The organism is Afipia birgiae 34632, from assembly GCF_000308295.2.
GTDB lineage: Bacteria > Pseudomonadota > Alphaproteobacteria > Rhizobiales > Xanthobacteraceae > Afipia > Afipia birgiae.
Genome location: NZ_HG326652.1, coordinates 1820567 through 1839808, shown reverse-complemented (window position 1 = coordinate 1839808; position 19242 = coordinate 1820567). Strand labels below are relative to the sequence as shown.

Here is a 19242-nt window from a genome sequence, read left to right as displayed (position 1 = left end):
GCCTGTGATGCTTTTCCGACGTGCTTGTGGCGTCGCACAACCTATTGGTTCCATTCCGGCGGGAACTCATTTCAAAGAAAATCTGGACTGGATCAATGTTTCCGTTCAGGAGAATTCAAAGGGCGTTTTGCCCAGCTCTCTTCCGATGTCGGAAATATGTACTGCGACATGCGCATCAAAGAATCGTTCCTAAAGTGCAGATATATCATCTCGCTCCGACCAGATGATGCTGGCGCCGTCATCGCGTAGATCGAGATTGCGTTCTTGCCATTCCGTGCCGGGACCAGGCGTCAAAATTGAACTGCCGATGAGAGCCCAGCGTCATTGCGTTCTGACAGCCGATCTCGAAATCGCGATTTCGTGCAGCGTTCAGCAGAAGAACTTCTTCGCCGATCAAGCCCGATCTGCGGCCGGTGATGTCCTGCCATGCTCCCGCTTGCACGAGACACAGGGGTTGACCCTCGATCTTTCCGATTTCAGTTTTGGCTGCGATCGTAATCAGCATGACCATGAAGCCTACGACATAGGGGTTCGACCATGTGGCGTCAGGGATAACGCCCAGGCGGAGCCGGCTCCTTGCGATCAAGGGAGAGATCGCTGCGCAAGCCGCCTTGCGAGCTCTGCGGACTCTGGAGACGTCAACGATCCAGCGCAGCATGCTGTCGCTCCATCCGGTCGTTCCAAAAACGACCAAAATGCATGCGTTGCCCTTGTGTTGGTCAATGACCTGCCTGATCATACATCCAAAGACACGTAATGCTCCAGATCAAGTTAGGGGTAGACCAGTCTCATGGTGCTCAGCCAGCTTCCACCAAAGCCGGATTTCGAGGCGCTCGCCGCATCTGCGCCGGCAACCGCTGATCGCCGTACGCTGATTCTGGCATTGATCGGAAACCTGGTTTCGAGCTGGTCTAACAATGAAAGCCTCTTCATCTATATTCTGATGATCTTGCTGAAAACAGACCAGGCGTCTGCAGCACTAACATTTGCTACGCTCAACACCACCAGAGCGCGGCTCGATCTTATCCAGCGCCTGTCGAAGATCATGATCAAGGATAGGGCTCTCGACCGGTCGCTTTCGAAGATCATCGAACGGTTCAACGAAACGACGCATGTTCGAAATGAATTCAATCACTGCATGTACACGGTCGATGCCGGCGGTCAGATAGCACATACCCAGTCGATGCGAATTGTGCAGACCAAGAACAGTCTTCAGTTCGGCGAGATGAAGCCGATGGATGAGGCGCGGCTGAAGAGCATGCTCAAGACCATCAAAGAAATGACCCGTATCAATCGCGACATTTGGGATTTTCTGCCACGGCTTGAAGCTCACCTGCAATCAAACGCCGTGCTGTCCCGGGAGGGGGCAAGACAGCCAAATCCGCGCGGTGCTGAGAAATGACCTTCGGTAAAAAGGCTGCTAAACAATTCATTTCATTCCGCGTTTCTATGTTGCGCCAGGCAAGGCAGCATTTCGCAGGTTGAAGTTTCAGAAAATCTCGCGTGGTTGGAGAATGGAGCTAGCCGAAAGGATTAGCGCGGCTGCCACATGGCTTATGGTTTTGTCTTCAGAGCATCAAACGGTTACTGCGCCGTAATGCCTAAGGCTGCGGGAGGTGCTCGAATGTGCGGCTATTCCGTGACTTCCACATAAGCAACGCTGACGATGCGAAGTCTCGCAAAGAGTTGCGAGGGGATCGCAGTCGGGAGACCGACATCAACCGCATCGCAACGCAGTGACGATCGCAGACGCAGAAGATCAGCGATTTTCGAGGCGACGAGATGCTCCTTACCCAATAGGAGTTCGTCATGGGTCAGCGTTATCAGCCCAAGCCAAAGAGTGATCCCAACCAAGACCAGAAGCAGGATCAGGATCAAGACCAGAAGCAAGCCAATTTGCAGGCGCAGCTTCAGGGGCAGGAACAGGCCCAAGGTCAAGCTCAGCTCGCGGTTCAGTCGCTTGATTTCAAGAGCGAGAACGACAATGACAACAGGAACAGCAACGACAACAAGATCGAGAACACCATCGATAACAAGGTCAACGTCGATGTGGACGTCAAGGTCGATCTTGATCTCAGAGCCGATGGTCTGAGCAGCCCGGTTATCGACCTGCCATGCCTCAGCGACGTGCGTGGCGCGGTGATCATGCCGGACGTGGTGAACCAGACGCTCGAGGGAGACGGTAGCGCCTTCAACATCGATCACGTCAACAACCTTGTCGATCACGACGCGTCAACCGCCAGCGTTACCTACAGCGGAAGCGGATTCGATATGGATCCGAAGTCCGAAGGCGGCGACACCAAGATGGACTCGAAGATCGATGACGTCATTGGTGATAGCGCGAGCGGTGTCATTGCAAGTGCAGACGCGGCGCTCTCTCAGGACGCGTTCAACCAGACCATCACGTTGGGCGCGAACATCCAGTTCAATAGCATCACCCTGAATGCAGCTGGTAATGGCTGGACCGACAGTCACGATCTCGGCGTAGGCTGATCAGAAATAGAACCCGCGCAGCATCCGCCGCGCGGGTTTTCCTCGATTTTTCATAGGTTGAAACGATTTGTAGTTTGCGACTCGCCCAGCAGGATCGTCGCTCGCTTGAGCCTGACATAGGAGGCTCCCATGGTGCCCGGCGGTATAACCGAAATGGTCTGGCACTTCGCAGGCTATCTTCAGATCATAAATGATGCCGCGCGGGACCGTATCGACTACGACCCGTCGGCCTTCCGCAGTCTGCAAGATGATTACGTTACACCGCGCTCAAGTTTCACAAGCAGACCGGAAATGCCGCATTGGTTTCCGCTTTGGAAAGGCCGGAAATCGCCAACCGAAAAAATGGCAGTAAATTGAAAGGAAGCATATCGTTGATCGCGTAATGGCACAGGGTGAAGCAGCGTTGCTATAGCAACGGATGGTATCGAGCGGAGGCACCAGAACCCGCATGAGCAAGATCAGTATGCAGAATTTTGTCGAGTCCGTAGTTTCGGATGGATTCACATTTGGACCGGAAGGCGCGGAAAGTCCTGCAACTTTCAGCGCTGCCGCAATTGTCGACGCTAAATTGCTATTTTCCGGAAGCTATGACCGGTTGGGTGTCGATCTCGTTATTTCCCGCGAAACGGCAAGCGTCACTATCCCGGAATATTTCAAGGGTGAACATCGTTCGATGCTGATGTCTCCAGAAGGAGCGAGCCTCTCGGGACGAGTCGTCGAAGCGATGACAGCAAGGGTTCAATATGCCCAGGCAGACCAGATCGCGGGCGCGGTCGCCGCAGTTGGCAATGTTGTCAAGGTGGGCGGCACTGCGGTCGTTACCCGAAATGGTGTGCCCGTTGAGTTGAAGCAGGGTGACAGGCTTCTCAAGGGCGACGTTGTCCAGACGGGCGCTGATACCACGATTGGAATCAGTTTCGTCGATGGTACAGCCCTTGGCCTTGCTTCGAATGCGCGTATTGTTCTGGATGAGATGACGTATGATCCAAACGGATCGTCCAACTCGTCGCTTCTAAGTCTCGTGCAAGGAGCCATCACCCTCGTTGCCGGACACACGGCCAAATACGGAAATATGCGCGTTGAAACGCCTGTCGCGACGATGGGTATTCGGGGTACCGCCATTATGGTGGAGATCGCGGCGGACGATGGACCGAGCAAATTCTCTGTGCTCAAGGAGCCGGACGGAAAGGTCGGATCGTTTCATCTCTATGACAAGGTCAGTGGCGATCTTATTCGCGTGGTATCGCACGCCGGACTTGTGACGGTAGTTTCGCCGCTCGGCGCGGGCCAGCCGGTCTCAGCGGTTGATCAGCTGAAAACGCTCGCGGATATTCAGGGCGAGAAGAGCCTCATTCAGGAGGTCTTTCAGATCTACTATCCCAACTACAATCCGGACGGCCCCGGAAACGATCGGACCGGTTCCAGTGTGAACCCGCTTGCAAATTCCACTAGGAGCTTTGCCGCGCTGGGGAGTGAGTCCGGCGTGCCTGCGCTGATCGCTCTGGCAAACGGCGCTGTCCTCATACCGACCATCGCAACGGCGCAGGATCTCCTGATCTTTCCAGAGGCTCCCGCAGCTCCGGTGGTGCGCGCAATCGCAGTGGCAAACGTCGTGGATGTACAGGCGTCGCAAGGACCCGTCGAACGAAATTTTACTATCAGCGGTCAGGTCACGGTCTCAGTTGACGGGCGAGTTATCGAAGAATCGGCGGGACGCTATGTCCCAGGCACCGGCACTGTTACGAACGTGGAAAGCACTGTGCCGACACCTCAGGGCGTCAACCTCGCCAATTTGGTGCATGTTGATCCCGCTACCGGCGTCGTGACGTACGATGCGAGTCAGTTCGCATTTCTCGGCGTTGGGGAATCGGCGATCTATACGATCGGATTCGAGAGCCAGCCCGGAACATCCGCTATTCCGGAAACGCTGACACTGACAATCAATGGACTGAACGACGCGCCAACGGTGGAGCACGCGATTCCGGATCAGCGGGTGCGAGAGGGCTGCAGATTCGATTATGTCATCGCGGCCGGTGTATTTGCCGATCTCGACGCGAACGACACTCTGACTTACCGCGCGACATTGGCGAATGGCGATCCGCTTCCATACTGGCTTGACTTCGATCCGGTGACGATGACGTTTTCCGGAACGCCGCCCAAGGGTGAAGAATCTGTGATTCACATCAAGGTTATCGCGAGTGATGAGCATAATGCCACGGCCGTCGATGAGTTCGATCTCGTTATTGCGGACAATCATCACCACCACCATCATCACGGGTTTGACGATGATTTAACGAGCCGCGCGACCGCTTCGCAGGATCACAACCTCGTTGCGGACAAGGACGGTCGTCCTGACGTAACGGGGGACGACAGCGATGTTGCTTCCAGCGGTTTGGAACATGACAATCACAGATTCGAGGCACGAAAGACCGATGTCGCCAGCTGCGACGAAAAGTGCTCCCGAGAGTCCACGCTGGCGAGGGATGAAAATTCGGCATCGTCATCAAGACAGGCGACTTCGTCGTCTTCCAATGAACACGTTTCATATGAGGTATCGTCGAACAATGCGCATGAAAGCGGCGCGATCGGAGCGCGTGCACATGGGTCGCCCTACATGCCGGATCCAACAGACCTTGATTCTGATCGATCGGGATTCTCCGACCAGAATGCGGGCGGGTCGCGAGCGGTTTCCGAATATTCAAGTCAAACGAATGCATCACACCATGGTCATAACTCTTTCTCGACCAGCTTCAATGTGACATTCAACTGGAGCGGCACTTCCGGACATCAGCGCGATGTTTCGAGTACTGATAGCTTCGTTTTTAGATCGGATCTGGGCCGCGACACAGACCACGCCGTCCGCTCGGCCCCTGATCTGACACCTTCCGGCAGATCAGGGTCGGGGGATGGGCCTGATGTGGCAGCGCTTGTCCATGTGATGACAAGCTTTGACCTCTTCACGGCCCATGACGAACACGGGAGTGCCCGGCTCAGTTCATCGGTGGAACTTCATACGCATCAAAGCGATTTTCACCTGGCCTAGATGGATATTTGAAGGCGCCGCGGCGGCTCGGAACACCCTTCCGTTGATGCGCCACATGGCTTAAAGCACGGCCGAAACTCCTTGTTCCGGGTCCCGTGCACATATGATTCGTCTCGACAATATCAGCAAGCAAAATGGCCATCAGATTCTCTTTATTGAGGCGTCCGCGGCCCTTCAGAGGGGAGAGAAAGTCGGATTGGTGGGCCCTAACGGCGCAGGAAAGACGACGCTGTTCCGGATGATTACGGGCCGGGAAGTACCCGATGAAGGGCAGGTCGCCGTCGATCGGGGTGTGACCATCGGTTATTTCAGCCAGGATGTTGGCGAGATGTCTGGCCGCAGCGCGGTGTCCGAGGTGATGGACGGTGCGGGCCCGGTGAGTGCCGTCGCCACGGAACTGAAGGAACTGGAAGCTGCCATGGCCGATCCGGATCGGGCAGACGAGATGGACAGCATCATCGAGCGCTACGGCGAGGTGCAGCATCGGTTCGAGGAGCTTGACGGCTATGCGCTTGAGGGCCGGGCGCGCGAAGTCCTCGCGGGCCTCAGCTTCAGCCAAGAAATGATGGACGGCGACGTCGGCGCATTGTCGGGTGGCTGGAAGATGCGCGTGGCGTTGGCCCGCATTCTCCTGATGCGTCCCGATGCCATGCTGCTCGACGAACCGAGCAACCATCTGGATCTGGAGAGCCTCATCTGGCTGGAAGAATTCCTGAAAGGCTACGAGGGCGTTCTGCTGATGACGTCGCACGACCGCGAGTTCATGAACCGCATCGTTACCAAGGTGGTGGAGATCGACGGTGGCGGCTTAACGTCCTACTCCGGCAACTACGAATTCTACGAACAACAGCGTGCGCTGAGCGAAAAGCAGCAGCAGGCCCAATTCGAGCGTCAGCAGGCGATGCTCGCCAAGGAAATCAAATTCATCGAGCGCTTCAAGGCGCGTGCGTCCCATGCCGCGCAGGTCCAGAGCCGGGTGAAGAAGCTGGACAAGATCGAGCGGGTCGAACCGCCCAAACGCCGCCAGACGGTTACTTTCGACTTCCTGCCGGCGCCGCGATCGGGTGAGGATGTTGTAAGCCTCAAGAATGTCCACAAAGGCTACGGCAGCCGGAGCATCTACGAGGGGCTCGACTTCCAGATCCGCCGCCGGGAGCGCTGGTGCGTGATGGGAATCAATGGCGCTGGAAAATCCACACTGTTGAAGCTTGTGACTGGCTCGACCGAGCCGGATGACGGAACGGTGGCTGTGGGAGGTAGCGTGAAGCTGGGCTACTTCGCCCAGCACGCGATGGATTTGCTCGACGGCGAACGCACGGTGTTTGAAGAGTTGGAGTACTCGTTTCCTCAGGCGGGGCAGGGTTCGCTACGCGCGTTGGCCGGCTGCTTCGGATTCTCGGGCGACGATGTCGAGAAGAGATGCCGTGTGCTTTCAGGCGGCGAGAAGGCGCGGCTTGTCATGGCGAAGATGCTGTTCGACCCGCCCAACTTCCTGGTGCTGGACGAGCCCACCAACCATCTCGATATGGCGACGAAGGAAATGCTCATCACAGCGCTATCGCAGTATGAGGGCACCATGCTGTTCGTTTCGCATGACCGGCATTTCCTGGCCGCATTGTCGAACCGGGTACTGGAATTGACGCCCGATGGCATTCACCAGTATGGCGGCGGCTATACCGAGTATGTCGCACGTACCGGCCACGAGGCTCCCGGCCTGCGTAGCTGAGCTTACCTGAAGTCGTTCGGCTCTGGACTATGTCGTTCGCAGAGCCAGCGGTGGCTCGGACGGGCGTATCAGCGCAAACGCAATCTGGATGATGCCAGCCGTCAGACCTATCGCGACGCCGACCTGCCACGCCAGCGTGTAGGAGCCGAGCGAGTCGTAAATCAGGCCGCCGCCAAGCGCGCCGAGGAAGCTGCCGAGTTGGTGGCTCATGAATGCAAGGCCGCTGATCATCGCCTGCCACTTCAGTCCGAACATCTCAACGATTGCGCCTGCGACCAGCGGGCCGACGCCGAGCCACAGAAAGCCCATCAAGGCCGCGAAGATCAGTGTCGTCGTGGTCGTCGGCGTCTGCATGAAGTACCACGCCAGAATGAGAGACCGCGAAAAATAGATTCCGCCGAGCAGCGCGAGCTTATTCCATCTGCCGCCTGCCCAGCCGAAGAACAGGCTGCCGATAACGTTGAATCCGCCGATCACGCCGAGCGTCTGGGCGCTCAACATCGGGTCCATGCCACAGATTGCGAGATAGGTTGGAAGGTGTGTCGTGAGAAACACGAGCTGCATTCCGCAGACGAAATACGCCCCCGTCATCACGATGAAGGAGGCGTTTCCGAATGCGCGGCCGGCCGCGGTTTTCGCGGAAATATTATCCATATCAGTTGATGTCGTCGCGGGAAGCGGGACCTTGTCCACTTTTCCGGCAAACCATGTTGCGGGGATCAGCGCCAGCGACAGGATTACGAAACCGGCAACGCCAAAGCGCCAGCCATATTCCTGACTCAGTGCCTGACCAAGCGGCGCCGCGATCAGTGCACCCAGCGATCCCGCGGCCGATACGATGCCGAGGACCAGACTGCGCGATGGTGCCGGAACGGCACGTGCCGCCACCGCCATGCTCACCGACGAAGCGATACAGGACAGCGATGTGCCGATCAGGATGCCGGCGCCGATCATGATGCTGAGAAGGCCCTGAGCGCTCGCCATGAGAATGAGGCCGGCAATGTAAAGTCCCGCGCCGATCAGCATGATGGGCCGAAATCCGAAGCGCGCTGCATAGGCACCTGCAATCGGCTGCGTGAAGCCCCACGCCAGGTTCTGGATTGCGATGGCCAGCGTAAACTCGGAGATCGAGATGCCAACATCCCGTGTCAGCGGTTGCATGAAAATGCCGAGGCTCTGCCTGATACCCATGCTCAGGGTGAGCATCAAGGATGCGCCGAGCAGAATCGGGAAAACCGGGCGGAGTGCTCGCAGCGCAGTCATGACGTGGCGTTTCCCTTATTGTTATGTTTTTTGCTTCACCCGTTTGACGGCTTGCGTAACTGGATTGAGGCCGGAATATGATACTGTCAAGAAGCGCCGGAGCAGAGCAGGAAGTCGCAAGTCGATTGCGTGTGAGTCGTACATAAGCTTCGAAACTTTGGTCGCTTGGCGTACAATAACGGTCCCGGATTCCCCCGCATGACTTGAGCTGCGCCACTGAAAGCGGGTAATTTGCAACGGATGGCGCTCGGTCAGGTGCCTAATAGGCAACGAGCTAATATATTGAAATATAATCATATTTTCTCTATCGCGCCGATGATGGACTGGTCGGATACTCATTGCCGAGTATTTCACCGCCTGCTGTCGCGCCATGCCCGGCTCTATACCGAGATGGTGACTACGGGCGCGGTCATTCATGGCAATCGCGAGCGGTTGCTGGGCTTCGATGCCAGCGAGCATCCCGTAGCGCTTCAGCTCGGCGGTTCGAACCCGCGTGACCTCGCCGAAAGTGCACGGATCGGCGAGGGATTTGGCTACGACGAAATCAATCTCAACGTCGGCTGTCCGTCGGATCGCGTAAAGGGTGGAAATTTTGGCGCTTGCCTGATGGCGGAGCCGCAACTTGTGGCGGAATGCGTTGCCGCGATGAAGCAGGCTGTCAAAATTCCGGTCACGGTGAAGTGCCGCATCGGTATCGACGATCAGGACCCTGAAGTGGCGCTGGACACACTGAGCCGGACTGTGATCGCAGCAGGCTCGGATGCGCTGGTGGTTCATGCCCGCAAGGCGTGGCTCAACGGATTGTCGCCGAAGGAAAACCGCGACATCCCACCGCTCGATTACGATCGGGTCTACCGCCTCAAGGCGGCGTTGCCCGATGTGCCGGTCGTCATCAACGGCGGCATCACCTCCATCGCCGCCGCGAAAGCGCATCTCGATCATGTCGATGGCGTCATGCTCGGCCGTGCGGCCTATCATGAGCCGTGGCGGCTACTTGGCGTCGATCCGGAACTGTTTGGAGAGTCAGCTCCGCATGCGACGATGCATGACGCCATCGCGGCGTTGATGCCTTACATCGAGCGTGAGCTCGCAGCAGGGACCCGACTTCATTCCATCACGCGCCATCTGGTCGGCGCGTTTCACGGCGTGCCCGGTGCGCGGGCATTTCGCCGTTATCTAGCAGAGAACTGCACTAAGGCTGGTGCGGGTACGGCATCGCTGCGAGCGGCGCTTGATCTCGTCGATCCGAATGCGTCCGCGTCAATCGCAGCCTGAACTACGGATATCCACGCAGCATTAGCTTGTCGGGCCGCACTTCCCAACTTTCCAGCCGGTTCAGGAAGCTCATGCCGAGCAGATTTGATTTCATCTGGCCGCGCGGTACCACCAGTGCGGGCACCGAACGCTCGACCAGTTTGCCAATAGAGAGGCGATCGAGCGTCAGCCGCGCGGCGCGAACGCGGCCGCCTGCGGTTTCGACGTCCACGCTGTAGTCCAGCAGTTCCAGTGGCAAGCCGGCAGCCTTCGCGGTCTCATAGGTCAGGACCACGGAGGTTGCACCGGTGTCGATCACCATTGGCGTGCTCACGCCGTTGATCTTTGCCCGCAATGAAAACTCACCGCTGTCGCTGCGTGCAATTTCCACGGCGCGTGCGGGTTTCGCATTCAAGGTTTGATCCGTGGCGCGGATCAGCGCGCCCTTCATGCTGGCGAATGCGACGGGATGGGACATCGAGAGCAGAAAGCCGACAGACGATACGACGATGGCAATGATCATCAGTCCGCGCATCATGCTGCACCTGTCGCGTTCAGGAACCAGTCTGGCGTCCGGGCGGCAGCGCCGGAATTGGCAGCCCGGCATCCAGCATGCGCTGGTGCAATGTCGCCATAACGGCGAGACGTTGGCCATTGTCCATTTTGTGCCAGCTTGCGATCTCGGGCAGAGTGCGCCCGCAGCCCAGACAGAGCTTGGCCCTTGGATCGATGAAACACACGGCGATGCAAGGCGTTTCTTGTTTCGGTGTCGTTTCTTGTTTCATAGACGTTACTGATGGGCATTTTCATCGCTCGCGCAAGGTGCTCTAGAGGCCCGTTCCCGCGTTCATGATAGGCTTGTAACGGGGGCGGCTCTTGTCGCCGGTCATTCCTTCCGGCGGCCGGTCGGGCTGCAGCGGTGGAGAGTCGTCCCGCATCGGAGCGAGGGCCGTCATCACGCGCTCCGGTGGATAAGTGACGATCACCTCAGTTCCGACACGAAGGGTCGATTTGAGCGTGAACGTGCCGCCGTGCATATCGATGAGGCTTTTGGCAATCGGAAGGCCGAGTCCCGCGCCTTGTTCTGCGGACTTGATCGAGTTCGATCCCTGACCGAACGATGCAAGCACGACCGGAATCTCGTCCTCGGCGATGCCGGAGCCGGTGTCCTTGACGCTGAGATATTGTCCGCCCGATGCAGTCCAGCCGACCTTGAGCCAAATCTCGCCGCCGGGCGGCGTAAATTTGATCGAGTTCGACAGCAGGTTGAGGACGACCTGCCGCGTGGCGCGTTCGTCGCCCCACAACTTCGGCATGTCCTGCTCGAAGACCTCGTGAATGGTGATGCCGCGGCTCGACGCGCGCAGTTTCAGCAGGTGATGACAGTCCGCGACGACATGAACGAGCGAGACCGGTTCTTCATTGAGTTCGTAACGCCCGGCCTCGATTCGCGACAGATCCAGAATCTCATTGATGAGATTCAGCAGATGAACACCGGAGTTGTGAATATCTGCGGAATAGTCCTTGTAAACCTCGACGGCATGCGCCCCGAAGATTTCACTCTTCATCACTTCGGAAAAACCGAGAATGGCGTTAAGCGGGGTGCGCAGTTCGTGGCTCATCTGGGCGAGGAAGCGCGACTTCGAAACGTTGGCGGATTCGGCGCGATGGCGCGCCTCGTCGGAGATCGCCTTGGCCTGTTCCAGTTCGCCGATCAGCGCGTCCTTTTCGGCGCGCGCCTCGAGTGTCGCAAGGGTCGTCGAATGCAAGCGGTGAGCGAGCAGGGCGAAGTATCCCTCCGCCGTGACGGCGAGCGCTGCAAGAATATAGTCGTCGAAGGTGCCGCGAAGAACGAAGTTCATGGCGATGGCTGCCGATACCGGCACAGTCGCAGCGAGCGCCGCAATCGGCAGGCTTGCGGCCAGCATGCTCGACACCGCAATGACCAACAGCATCACGAAAAGCATCAAAGTATTTGAGACGACGTCGATACCTGATGGATGAATCAGGACCAGCGTCCATGCCAGGCCGTAAAGCAGATCCAGTCCCACAAAGCGCAGGCGCCATTTCCGCGTGATGGCGGGCGATGACGATGTAACGGCAAGAAATTTCGAACAGAAGCGAATAATGATGCCGTGGATCGCGAGAATCCCGGCAGTCCAGACCAGCGCGGCGACGAGAGGAATCCAGAAGCTCGCCAGAATGCCGGTCGCGACGACGAGCAGAATGACCACAAGCGAGGCCGAGATGCGCGTTTGCGCATACTGCCGCAGCAATTCGTGATCAAAAGCTGGCCGGGTGCCGCTGGTCGATGTCAGGCGGTCGCGCGCTTCGCGCACGCGTTGCGAAGCTGCCCGGCGGTTTCTCGCCGGCATTTCCGCCGATGTCGCGGAGAGTTCTCTTTTGTCGGCGGACTCACTCATATTTACGCGACAAATCCTGAACAAATGCGAATGTTGCGCTTGGCCGAGCGCATACTGCTGCTCGCTATTTCTCGCGCTAAATCATTAAGAGGTGGCTTAAAGGTCAATTTATTCGGGTTAAGAAAGTATGAATTTCGGTGCTGTCTGTACCCCTGTCCGCGCATGTCAAGGCCACAACCGAAAACGGCGGCACGGGATACCGCGCCGCCTCATATCTCGCCCCTCACGGGAATTGATATTATCGCTGGAGCCGCGCTAGCAGGCTCGATGTGTCCCAGCGCTTGCCGCCCATCTTCTCGACCTCAGAGTAGAAGTTGTCCACCAGCGCGGTCACCGGCAGGCTCGCGCCGTTGCGGCGGGCCTCCGCGAGGCAGATCGAGAGATCCTTTCGCATCCATTCAACCGCGAACCCGAAATCGAACTTGCCCTCGTTCATGGTCTTGTAGCGATTTTCCATTTGCCAGGACTGCGCGGCACCCTTCGAGATGGTGTCGATCACGGCCTGGACATTGAGGCCGGCTTTCTTGGCGAAATGAATACCCTCCGACAGGCCTTCGATGAGGCCGGCGATGCAAATCTGGTTGACCATCTTGGTGAGCTGGCCGGAGCCGGCGGGGCCGAGCAGATTGCACATCCGGGCATATGAAGCGATCACGGGCTCTGCCTGTTTGTAAGCGGCTTCTGTGCCGCCGCACATCACGGTCAGCACGCCGTTTTCCGCGCCGGCCTGACCGCCGGAAACCGGCGCGTCAATGAACTGGAAGCCATGCTTAGTGGCCTCAGCATCAAGTTGCCGAGCGACTTCGGCCGATGCCGTGGTGTGATCGACAAAAACGGCGTCGGACTTCATACCCGAAAACGCTCCGTCGGCCCCCATGGTTACGGCGCGCAGATCGTCATCATTGCCGACGCAGGCCATAACGAAATCCTGGCCTTCCGCAGCCGCCTTCGGTGTCGGAGCGGCGCGGCCGCCGAATTTCTCGGCCCATGCTTTCGATTTCGTGGCGGTGCGATTGTAGACGGTCACCTCATGGCCGCCTTTGGTGGCCAGGTGTCCCGCCATTGGGAATCCCATGACGCCGAGGCCGAGAAATGCGACTTTTGCCATATCTTGCTCTTTGGATTGTTGGTGTGCTTCGGCCGGATTTCCCGGCATGTGGGATGGCAACAGCTATGCGAATGATGGACGGCCTTGCAAGGCCGTTGACGGCACAAGTGACACGCGTATGAAAGCCAGCGAGCGTGGGTCCAACTGGGCCGTGTGCGGGAGATGCGTTGTGGCAGTCGATAAAACTCAAGTTCTCGCGGTTCTTCACAACATAGCTTCGCCGCGCGGTGTATCGCTGACCGAAGCGAAGGTGCTCTCGGAAATTATCGCCTCAGACGGCAAGGTTTTCTTCTCGATCAACGTCGATGCCAACGAGGCGAGGGCGTGGGAAGAGGTCCGCGCCAAAGCGGAGGCGGCGGTTCGAGCGATTCCCGGCGTCACCACCGCGATGATCGCGTTGACAGCCGAGCGCAAGCCGGGTGCGGCAGCTCCGGCGCCGCACCAACATTCGCACTCGCTTGGTGTGAAGCCAGTGGCGCAGCACAGGCCTCAGGGCGCACCGGCGGATTCCCCGATGGGCAAACAAGCCTCGATTCCAGGCATCGGTTCCATCATCGCGGTGGCGTCCGGCAAGGGTGGGGTTGGCAAATCAACCACTGCACTCAACCTTGCCCTGGCGCTCCGTGATCTTGGCCTGCGCGTTGGTCTTCTTGATGCCGATATTTACGGTCCGTCGGTGCCGCGCCTGACCGGGGTGCGCGAAAAGCCGACACTTAACGACGCCAAGAAGATGATCCCGATTGTGCGCTTCGGGCTGCCGCTGATGTCGATCGGTTTTCTGGTCGAGGAAGAGACCGCGATGGTCTGGCGCGGACCGATGGTCATGTCCGCGATCCGGCAGATGCTGTGGGATGTCGCTTGGGGCGAACTGGACGTCCTTGTGGTGGATATGCCGCCCGGTACGGGGGATGCTCAACTGACGCTTGCCCAGCAGGTGCCGCTCCGGGGCGTGGTGATCGTTTCTACACCACAGGATCTTGCCCTGATCGATGCGCGGCGGGGGATCGCCATGTTTCACAAGGTCAACGTGCCGACACTCGGTATCATCGAGAACATGAGTTATTTCCAATGTCCGGAATGTGGCACGCGCTCCGATATCTTCGGACATGGCGGGGCCCGACATGAGGCTGAACGGCTCAAGGTGCCGTTTCTGGGTGAAATTCCGCTGCACATGTCGATCCGGACGTCGTCGGATGCCGGCACGCCGGTGGTCAACAGTGAGCCCGACGGCGTTCACGCAAGAATTTACCGCGCCATTGGCGCGGAAATCAAAAAGCAGCTTGCGGGCGCGGCGGCTGTCATCTGACGTCCTCAGAATACCCCGTTTTATGGTGATTTGAGGCCCTATTCGACTTTGGTTGAATGCCCGCAGGAAGCCATGTTCCTGCATTTTCCGCCCATCGACTTCCGTGCTAGAGACCCGCTCAGAGGGTTTCAAAAAGAAACACCCCAAAAGGAGATGCCTAATGAAGCGTCGTGATTTTTTGAAAGTAACTGCCGCCGGAGCAGCAGCAACTGCGGTTGCTTCGCCTGCCATCGCCCAGTCGTCGCCCGAAGTTAAGTGGCGCCTGGCGTCCAGCTTTCCGAAGTCGCTCGACACCATCTACGGTGGCGCCGAGCAGCTCTCGAAGTACGTCGCCGAAATGACCGACAACAAATTCCAGATTCAGGTGTTTGCTGCGGGCGAAATCGTTCCCGGTCTGCAGGCGCTCGACGCGACCTCCAACGGCACGGTCGAAATGAGCCACACGGTGTCTTACTACTATGTCGGTAAGGATCCCACCTTTGCCATTTTCGCATCGGTGCCGTTCGGCCTCAATACACGCATGCAGAATTCGTGGCTCGATCAGGGTGGCGGCAACGATCTTGCCAACGAGTTTTACAAAAAGTACGGCGTTCTGGGCCTGCCTTGCGGCAACACCGGCACCCAGATGGGCGGCTGGTTCCGCAAGGAGATCAAGACGGTTGCCGATCTTCAGGGCCTGAAGATGCGCATTGGCGGCATCGCCGGTCAGGTGCTGGCCAAGGTCGGCGTCGTTCCGCAGCAGCTTGCGGGCGGCGACATCTATCCTTCGCTGGAAAAGGGCACCATTGACGCTGCCGAGTGGGTCGGTCCGTATGACGACGAAAAGCTCGGCTTCAACAAGGTCGCGAAGTACTACTACTACCCGGGCTTCTGGGAAGGCGGGCCGACGGTTCACGCGTTCACCAATCTTGAGAAATTCAACGCGCTGCCGAAGAATTATCAGGCAATCCTGACCAATGCGGCGGCACACGTTAACGGCTGGATGCCTGCACGTTACGACATGCAGAATCCCGGCGCACTGAAGCGTCTGGTGGCCAGCGGCACGCAGCTGCGTCCGTTCACCAACGAAGTGCTCGACGCATGCCTGAAGGCGACCAACGAACTCTGGGCCGAAATCTCGGCAAAGAATGCCGACTTCAAGAAGGCGATTGATGCGATGCAGGCCTACCGTTCGGATCAGTATCTGTGGTGGCAGGTTGCTGAGTACACCAACGACAGCTTCATGATCCGGTCGCGCACCCGCGGCTGATTTCGTCGGACCCGAAGTAGTCCGAATGAGCCCGGCCTCGTAAGGAGGCCGGGCTTTCTTTTGCAGTGCGGTTTATGAAATCGGCGTGGATATTGGGAACCAGTTGTTCCATGCTCAACCCAAGCCGCAAAAAGAAAGGTGGGTGAATACACAATCACATTCAGGGAGTTATTCATGAAACGTCGCGAATTTATCAAAGTCGCGGGTATCGGCGCAGCCGGTGCCGCGATGGCATCACCTGCCATTGCCCAGTCATCGCCTGAAATCAAATGGCGTCTGACGTCCAGCTTCCCGAAGTCTCTCGACACGATTTACGGCGCGGCCGAAGTGTTTTCGAAAGCTGTTGCGGAAGCCACTGACAACAAGTTCCAGATTCAGGTTTTCGCTGCCGGCGAAATCGTTCCTGGCTTGCAGGCGCTTGATGCGGCGTCGAACGGCACCGTGGAAATGGCCCATACGGCCACCTACTACTACGTCGGAAAGGATCCGACTTTTGCGATCGGGACCGCCGTGCCGTTCGGCCTGAACAGTCGCATGCAAACCGCCTGGCTGCAGGTTGGCGGCGGCTCCGAACTCTTCAACGAGTTTCTGAAGCCCCACAACGTTGTTGCGCTTCTGGCTGGAAACACGGGCTGCCAGATGGGTGGCTGGTTCCGGAAGGAGCTCAAGGATCCGGCTGACCTGAGCGGTCTGAAAATGCGGATCGGCGGCTTCGCCGGAAAAGTCTTGACCAAGCTCGGTGTGGTGCCGCAGCAGGTTGCCGGCGGCGACATCTATCCGTCGCTTGAGAAGGGCACCATCGATGCCGCTGAGTGGGTCGGTCCCTACGACGACGAGAAGCTCGGGTTTCAGAAGGTTGCGAAGTACTATTACTATCCGGGCTGGTGGGAAGGCGGCCCCTCGCTGCACAACCTTGTCAACCTTGCAAAATGGGAAGCGTTGCCGGCCGGCTACAAGTCGATCCTCAAGACGGCGTCGACGCTGGCCAACGAGACCATGCAGGCGCGTTACGATGCCTACAACCCACCTGCGCTGAAGCGGCTTGTAGCAAGCGGAACGCAGTTGCGTCCGTTCTCGGCGTCGATCATGGATGCCTCCCTGAAGGCCGCGAACGAGGTTTATGCCGAGACATCGGCGACCAACGCTAATTTCAAGAAAATGTATGAGGCGATGGCCGCGTTTCGTAACGATCAATACACGTGGTGGCAGGTCGCTGAGTACGGCTTCGACAGCTTCCAGATCCGTTCGCGCACACGAAGCTGAGATTCCATCACGCAAGCGTGAAAAATAAAGCCCGGCCTCAGACGAGGCCGGGCGCTTTTCGTTGTCCCGTTGCCGTCGGCTACTTCGATGGCCCGAGGTCGAGCTGGGGCATTTCGATCTGCGGGATTTCGATCTTGATGTTGGTGGTATCGACCTTGGTGGTGTCGATCCAGTAAGTCACCGCGCCCGGCCAGTAGATCACGATAATGACCAGGATAACCTGCATCAGTACCCAAGGCATGGCGCCCCAGTAAATATCTGAGCTCTTTACTTCAGGTGGGGCGATGCCGCGCAGGTAGAACAGCGCGAAGCCGAACGGTGGATGCATGAACGACGTCTGCATGTTGACGCAGAGCAGAACACCAAACCAGACCAGATCGATGCCGAGCTTCGCGGCAACCGGCGCAAGCAATGGGATGATGATGAAGGCGATCTCGAAGAAGTCGAGGAAGAACGCCAGGAAGAACACGAAAATGTTGACGAAGATCAGGAAGCCGACGACTCCGCCGGGCAGGCCCGTCAGTAGGTGCTCGATCCAGCGCGCGCCATCCATTCCCTGGAATACGAGGCTGAAGCAGGTTGAACCGATGAGGATGAACACCACCATGGCCGTCAGGCGCATCGTGGACGTCATGGCCTGTTCGACCAGCGGCCACGTCAGGCGGCGATGCATCGCTGCGAGAACCATCGCCCCCACCGCGCCCATGGCGCCGGCCTCGGTGGGGGTTGCGAGACCGAGTCCGATGGTACCGAGAACGAGGAAGATCAAGACGATCGAAGGGATCATGCCCCACAGCACGCGGCTGACAAGTTTCCAGTCCATCGGCTCTCGTGCCGACTCGGGGATGGGAGGCATCTTCTGTGGCTGAAGGATCGACACGCCCACGATGTAGAGCAAGAAGATCGCGACTTGCAGAATCGAAGGGCCGATCGCGCCGAGATACATGTCGCCGACGGAGCGGCCGAGCTGGTCGGCAAGCACGATCAGCACGAGCGACGGCGGGATTAACTGCGTAATCGTTCCGGACGCGGCAATGACACCGGTCGCAAGGCGCATGTCGTAACCGTAGCGGATCATGATGGGCAGCGAAATCACGCCCATTGCGATGACGGACGCAGCCACCGTGCCGGTGATTGCGCCAAGAATGGCGCCGACGATGATCACGGCATAGGCGAGGCCGCCTGGAATCTTTCCGAACAACTGGCCGGTGCCCTCGAGCAGGTCCTCAGCGAGACCACATCGCTCAAGAATCGCACCCATGAAGGTGAAGAACGGAATCGACAGCAGCAGGTCGTTTGAAATGATTCCGTAAAAGCGGAAGGGCAGAGCCTGCAGGAACGACGGGTCGAAGTGGCCTGTATTGATTCCGAGAATGCCGAAGAACAATCCGACCGCAGCCAATGAGAATGCGACCGGAAAGCCGATCAGCATGAACAGGATCATGGTCCCGAACATCAACGGGGGAAATACGCCGTGCGAAAACATCAATTAATCCCGTCTCGTGCGGTTGCTATTGCAGAGGAGCTTCGTAATGCGTGTCGATGCGTATCGCGCCAGCGAGCGCCGCAATGCGCTTGGCAAGTTCGGCAAGGCCTTGAATAAAGAGCAATGCGAAACCAGTGGGGAGCAGAGCCTTCGCGGGCCACAGGATCAGCCCGCCCGCGTTCATCGACAGTTCCTTCGACTGGAAAGAATTGAAGAAGAAAGGCCAAGTCAGATAGGTGAGGTAGGCCATCACCGGGAGCAGAAAGACCGTGAAGCCGAAGATGTCGATCCACAGCCGCGTCCTGTCCGAGACCCACGAATACAGCAGATCAACGCGGACGTGCTCGTTAAGCCGCAGCGTCTGCGCTGCCCCGAGAAGCACGATGCCGCCGAACATGTACCACTGGATCTCCAGCAGTCCGTTCGAACTGAAGCTGATCAGATAACGGACGATCGCGTTGCCTGCACTCACGAGGCAGGCGAGAAGCACAAGCCATTTCGCTATGTAACCGGCGACATCGCTGATGCCGTCGACAACGCGCGTGAATTTTACGATGTGCAACGCATCCCCCCGGATCAACCTGCATGCATTTGCTTTTTCTTACCCCGTATGCGCGAGGCGCGGCTC

At 58.1% G+C, this 19242-nt stretch carries 17 protein-coding genes; 9 read left to right on the top strand and 8 right to left on the bottom strand.

The genetic code is table 11. The annotated features are described in order from the left end of the window. Positions 1-238: 238 nt before the first annotated feature. On the bottom strand, positions 239-658 hold the full coding sequence (locus BN32_RS08775) for a hypothetical protein (RefSeq protein ID WP_156946957.1): 420 nt from the start codon (positions 656-658) through the stop codon (positions 239-241). Between the two features lie 132 nt (positions 659-790). On the opposite strand from BN32_RS08775, the gene BN32_RS08770 reads away from it, so the two are divergent. The 5 genes from BN32_RS08770 (at position 791) to BN32_RS08750 (ending at position 7262) form a co-directional block, all read left to right on the top strand. Then, the gene (locus BN32_RS08770; protein WP_019197786.1) at positions 791-1402 is read left to right on the top strand and encodes a hypothetical protein; all 612 of its coding nucleotides are present in this window, start codon (positions 791-793) and stop codon (positions 1400-1402) included. A 407-nt stretch (positions 1403-1809) separates the two neighbouring features. Then, on the top strand, positions 1810-2493 hold the full coding sequence (locus BN32_RS08765) for a hypothetical protein (protein ID WP_040425589.1): 684 nt from the start codon (positions 1810-1812) through the stop codon (positions 2491-2493). Positions 2494-2622: 129 nt separating this feature from the next. Then, a complete protein-coding gene (locus tag BN32_RS08760) occupies positions 2623-2850 on the top strand; it encodes a hypothetical protein (RefSeq protein WP_019197783.1) in 228 nt (75 codons plus the stop codon). 91 nt (positions 2851-2941) lie between these two features. Then, complete coding sequence (locus BN32_RS08755) at positions 2942-5536, top strand: putative Ig domain-containing protein (RefSeq protein WP_019197782.1); 2595 nt, start codon at positions 2942-2944, stop codon at positions 5534-5536. A gap of 103 nt (positions 5537-5639) precedes the next feature. Next, positions 5640-7262: an ABC-F family ATP-binding cassette domain-containing protein gene (locus BN32_RS08750; RefSeq protein ID WP_019197781.1), complete on the top strand. Its 1623-nt coding sequence runs from the start codon at positions 5640-5642 to the stop codon at positions 7260-7262. A 27-nt stretch (positions 7263-7289) separates the two neighbouring features. On the opposite strand, the gene BN32_RS08745 is transcribed toward BN32_RS08750, so the two are convergent. Then, complete coding sequence (locus BN32_RS08745; RefSeq protein ID WP_019197780.1) at positions 7290-8525, bottom strand: MFS transporter; 1236 nt, start codon at positions 8523-8525, stop codon at positions 7290-7292. A 240-nt stretch (positions 8526-8765) separates the two neighbouring features. Here BN32_RS08745 and dusA point away from each other — a divergent pair, with 240 nt between their 5' ends. Continuing rightward, positions 8766-9800 (top strand): tRNA dihydrouridine(20/20a) synthase DusA, encoded by a 1035-nt coding sequence (gene dusA / locus BN32_RS08740; RefSeq protein ID WP_082773417.1) that lies wholly within the window; start codon positions 8766-8768, stop codon positions 9798-9800. A 1-nt stretch (position 9801) separates the two neighbouring features. Here dusA and BN32_RS08735 read toward each other — a convergent pair whose 3' ends face one another. The 4 genes from BN32_RS08735 to BN32_RS08720 form a co-directional block, all read right to left on the bottom strand. Beyond that, a complete protein-coding gene (locus BN32_RS08735) occupies positions 9802-10317 on the bottom strand; it encodes a TIGR02281 family clan AA aspartic protease (protein WP_019197778.1) in 516 nt (171 codons plus the stop codon). A gap of 16 nt (positions 10318-10333) precedes the next feature. After that, positions 10334-10564 (bottom strand): DUF1289 domain-containing protein, encoded by a 231-nt coding sequence (locus BN32_RS08730; RefSeq protein WP_019197777.1) that lies wholly within the window; start codon positions 10562-10564, stop codon positions 10334-10336. 42 nt (positions 10565-10606) lie between these two features. Further along, positions 10607-12202 (bottom strand): sensor histidine kinase, encoded by a 1596-nt coding sequence (locus BN32_RS08725; protein WP_019197776.1) that lies wholly within the window; start codon positions 12200-12202, stop codon positions 10607-10609. A 238-nt stretch (positions 12203-12440) separates the two neighbouring features. Further along, on the bottom strand, positions 12441-13358 hold the full coding sequence (locus BN32_RS08720; RefSeq protein ID WP_082773416.1) for an NAD(P)-dependent oxidoreductase: 918 nt from the start codon (positions 13356-13358) through the stop codon (positions 12441-12443). Positions 13359-13479: 121 nt separating this feature from the next. Between BN32_RS08720 and BN32_RS08715 the strand changes: the two genes are divergently transcribed. The 3 genes from BN32_RS08715 to BN32_RS08705 all read left to right on the top strand — a co-directional run bounded on the left by BN32_RS08715 (position 13480) and on the right by BN32_RS08705 (position 17128). Continuing rightward, positions 13480-14616: an Mrp/NBP35 family ATP-binding protein gene (locus BN32_RS08715; RefSeq protein WP_019197774.1), complete on the top strand. Its 1137-nt coding sequence runs from the start codon at positions 13480-13482 to the stop codon at positions 14614-14616. Positions 14617-14776: 160 nt separating this feature from the next. Continuing rightward, positions 14777-15865: a TRAP transporter substrate-binding protein gene (locus tag BN32_RS08710; RefSeq protein ID WP_019197773.1), complete on the top strand. Its 1089-nt coding sequence runs from the start codon at positions 14777-14779 to the stop codon at positions 15863-15865. Positions 15866-16039: 174 nt separating this feature from the next. Continuing rightward, on the top strand, positions 16040-17128 hold the full coding sequence (locus BN32_RS08705; RefSeq protein ID WP_019197772.1) for a TRAP transporter substrate-binding protein: 1089 nt from the start codon (positions 16040-16042) through the stop codon (positions 17126-17128). 79 nt (positions 17129-17207) lie between these two features. Here the strand turns inward: BN32_RS08705 and BN32_RS08700 are convergent, their stop codons facing one another. Next, on the bottom strand, positions 17208-18614 hold the full coding sequence (locus BN32_RS08700) for a TRAP transporter large permease (RefSeq protein ID WP_019197771.1): 1407 nt from the start codon (positions 18612-18614) through the stop codon (positions 17208-17210). A 25-nt stretch (positions 18615-18639) separates the two neighbouring features. Beyond that, positions 18640-19170, bottom strand: coding sequence for a TRAP transporter small permease subunit (locus BN32_RS08695; protein WP_430641913.1), 531 nt, complete (start codon positions 19168-19170; stop codon positions 18640-18642). Between the last annotated feature and the right edge of the window lie 72 nt (positions 19171-19242).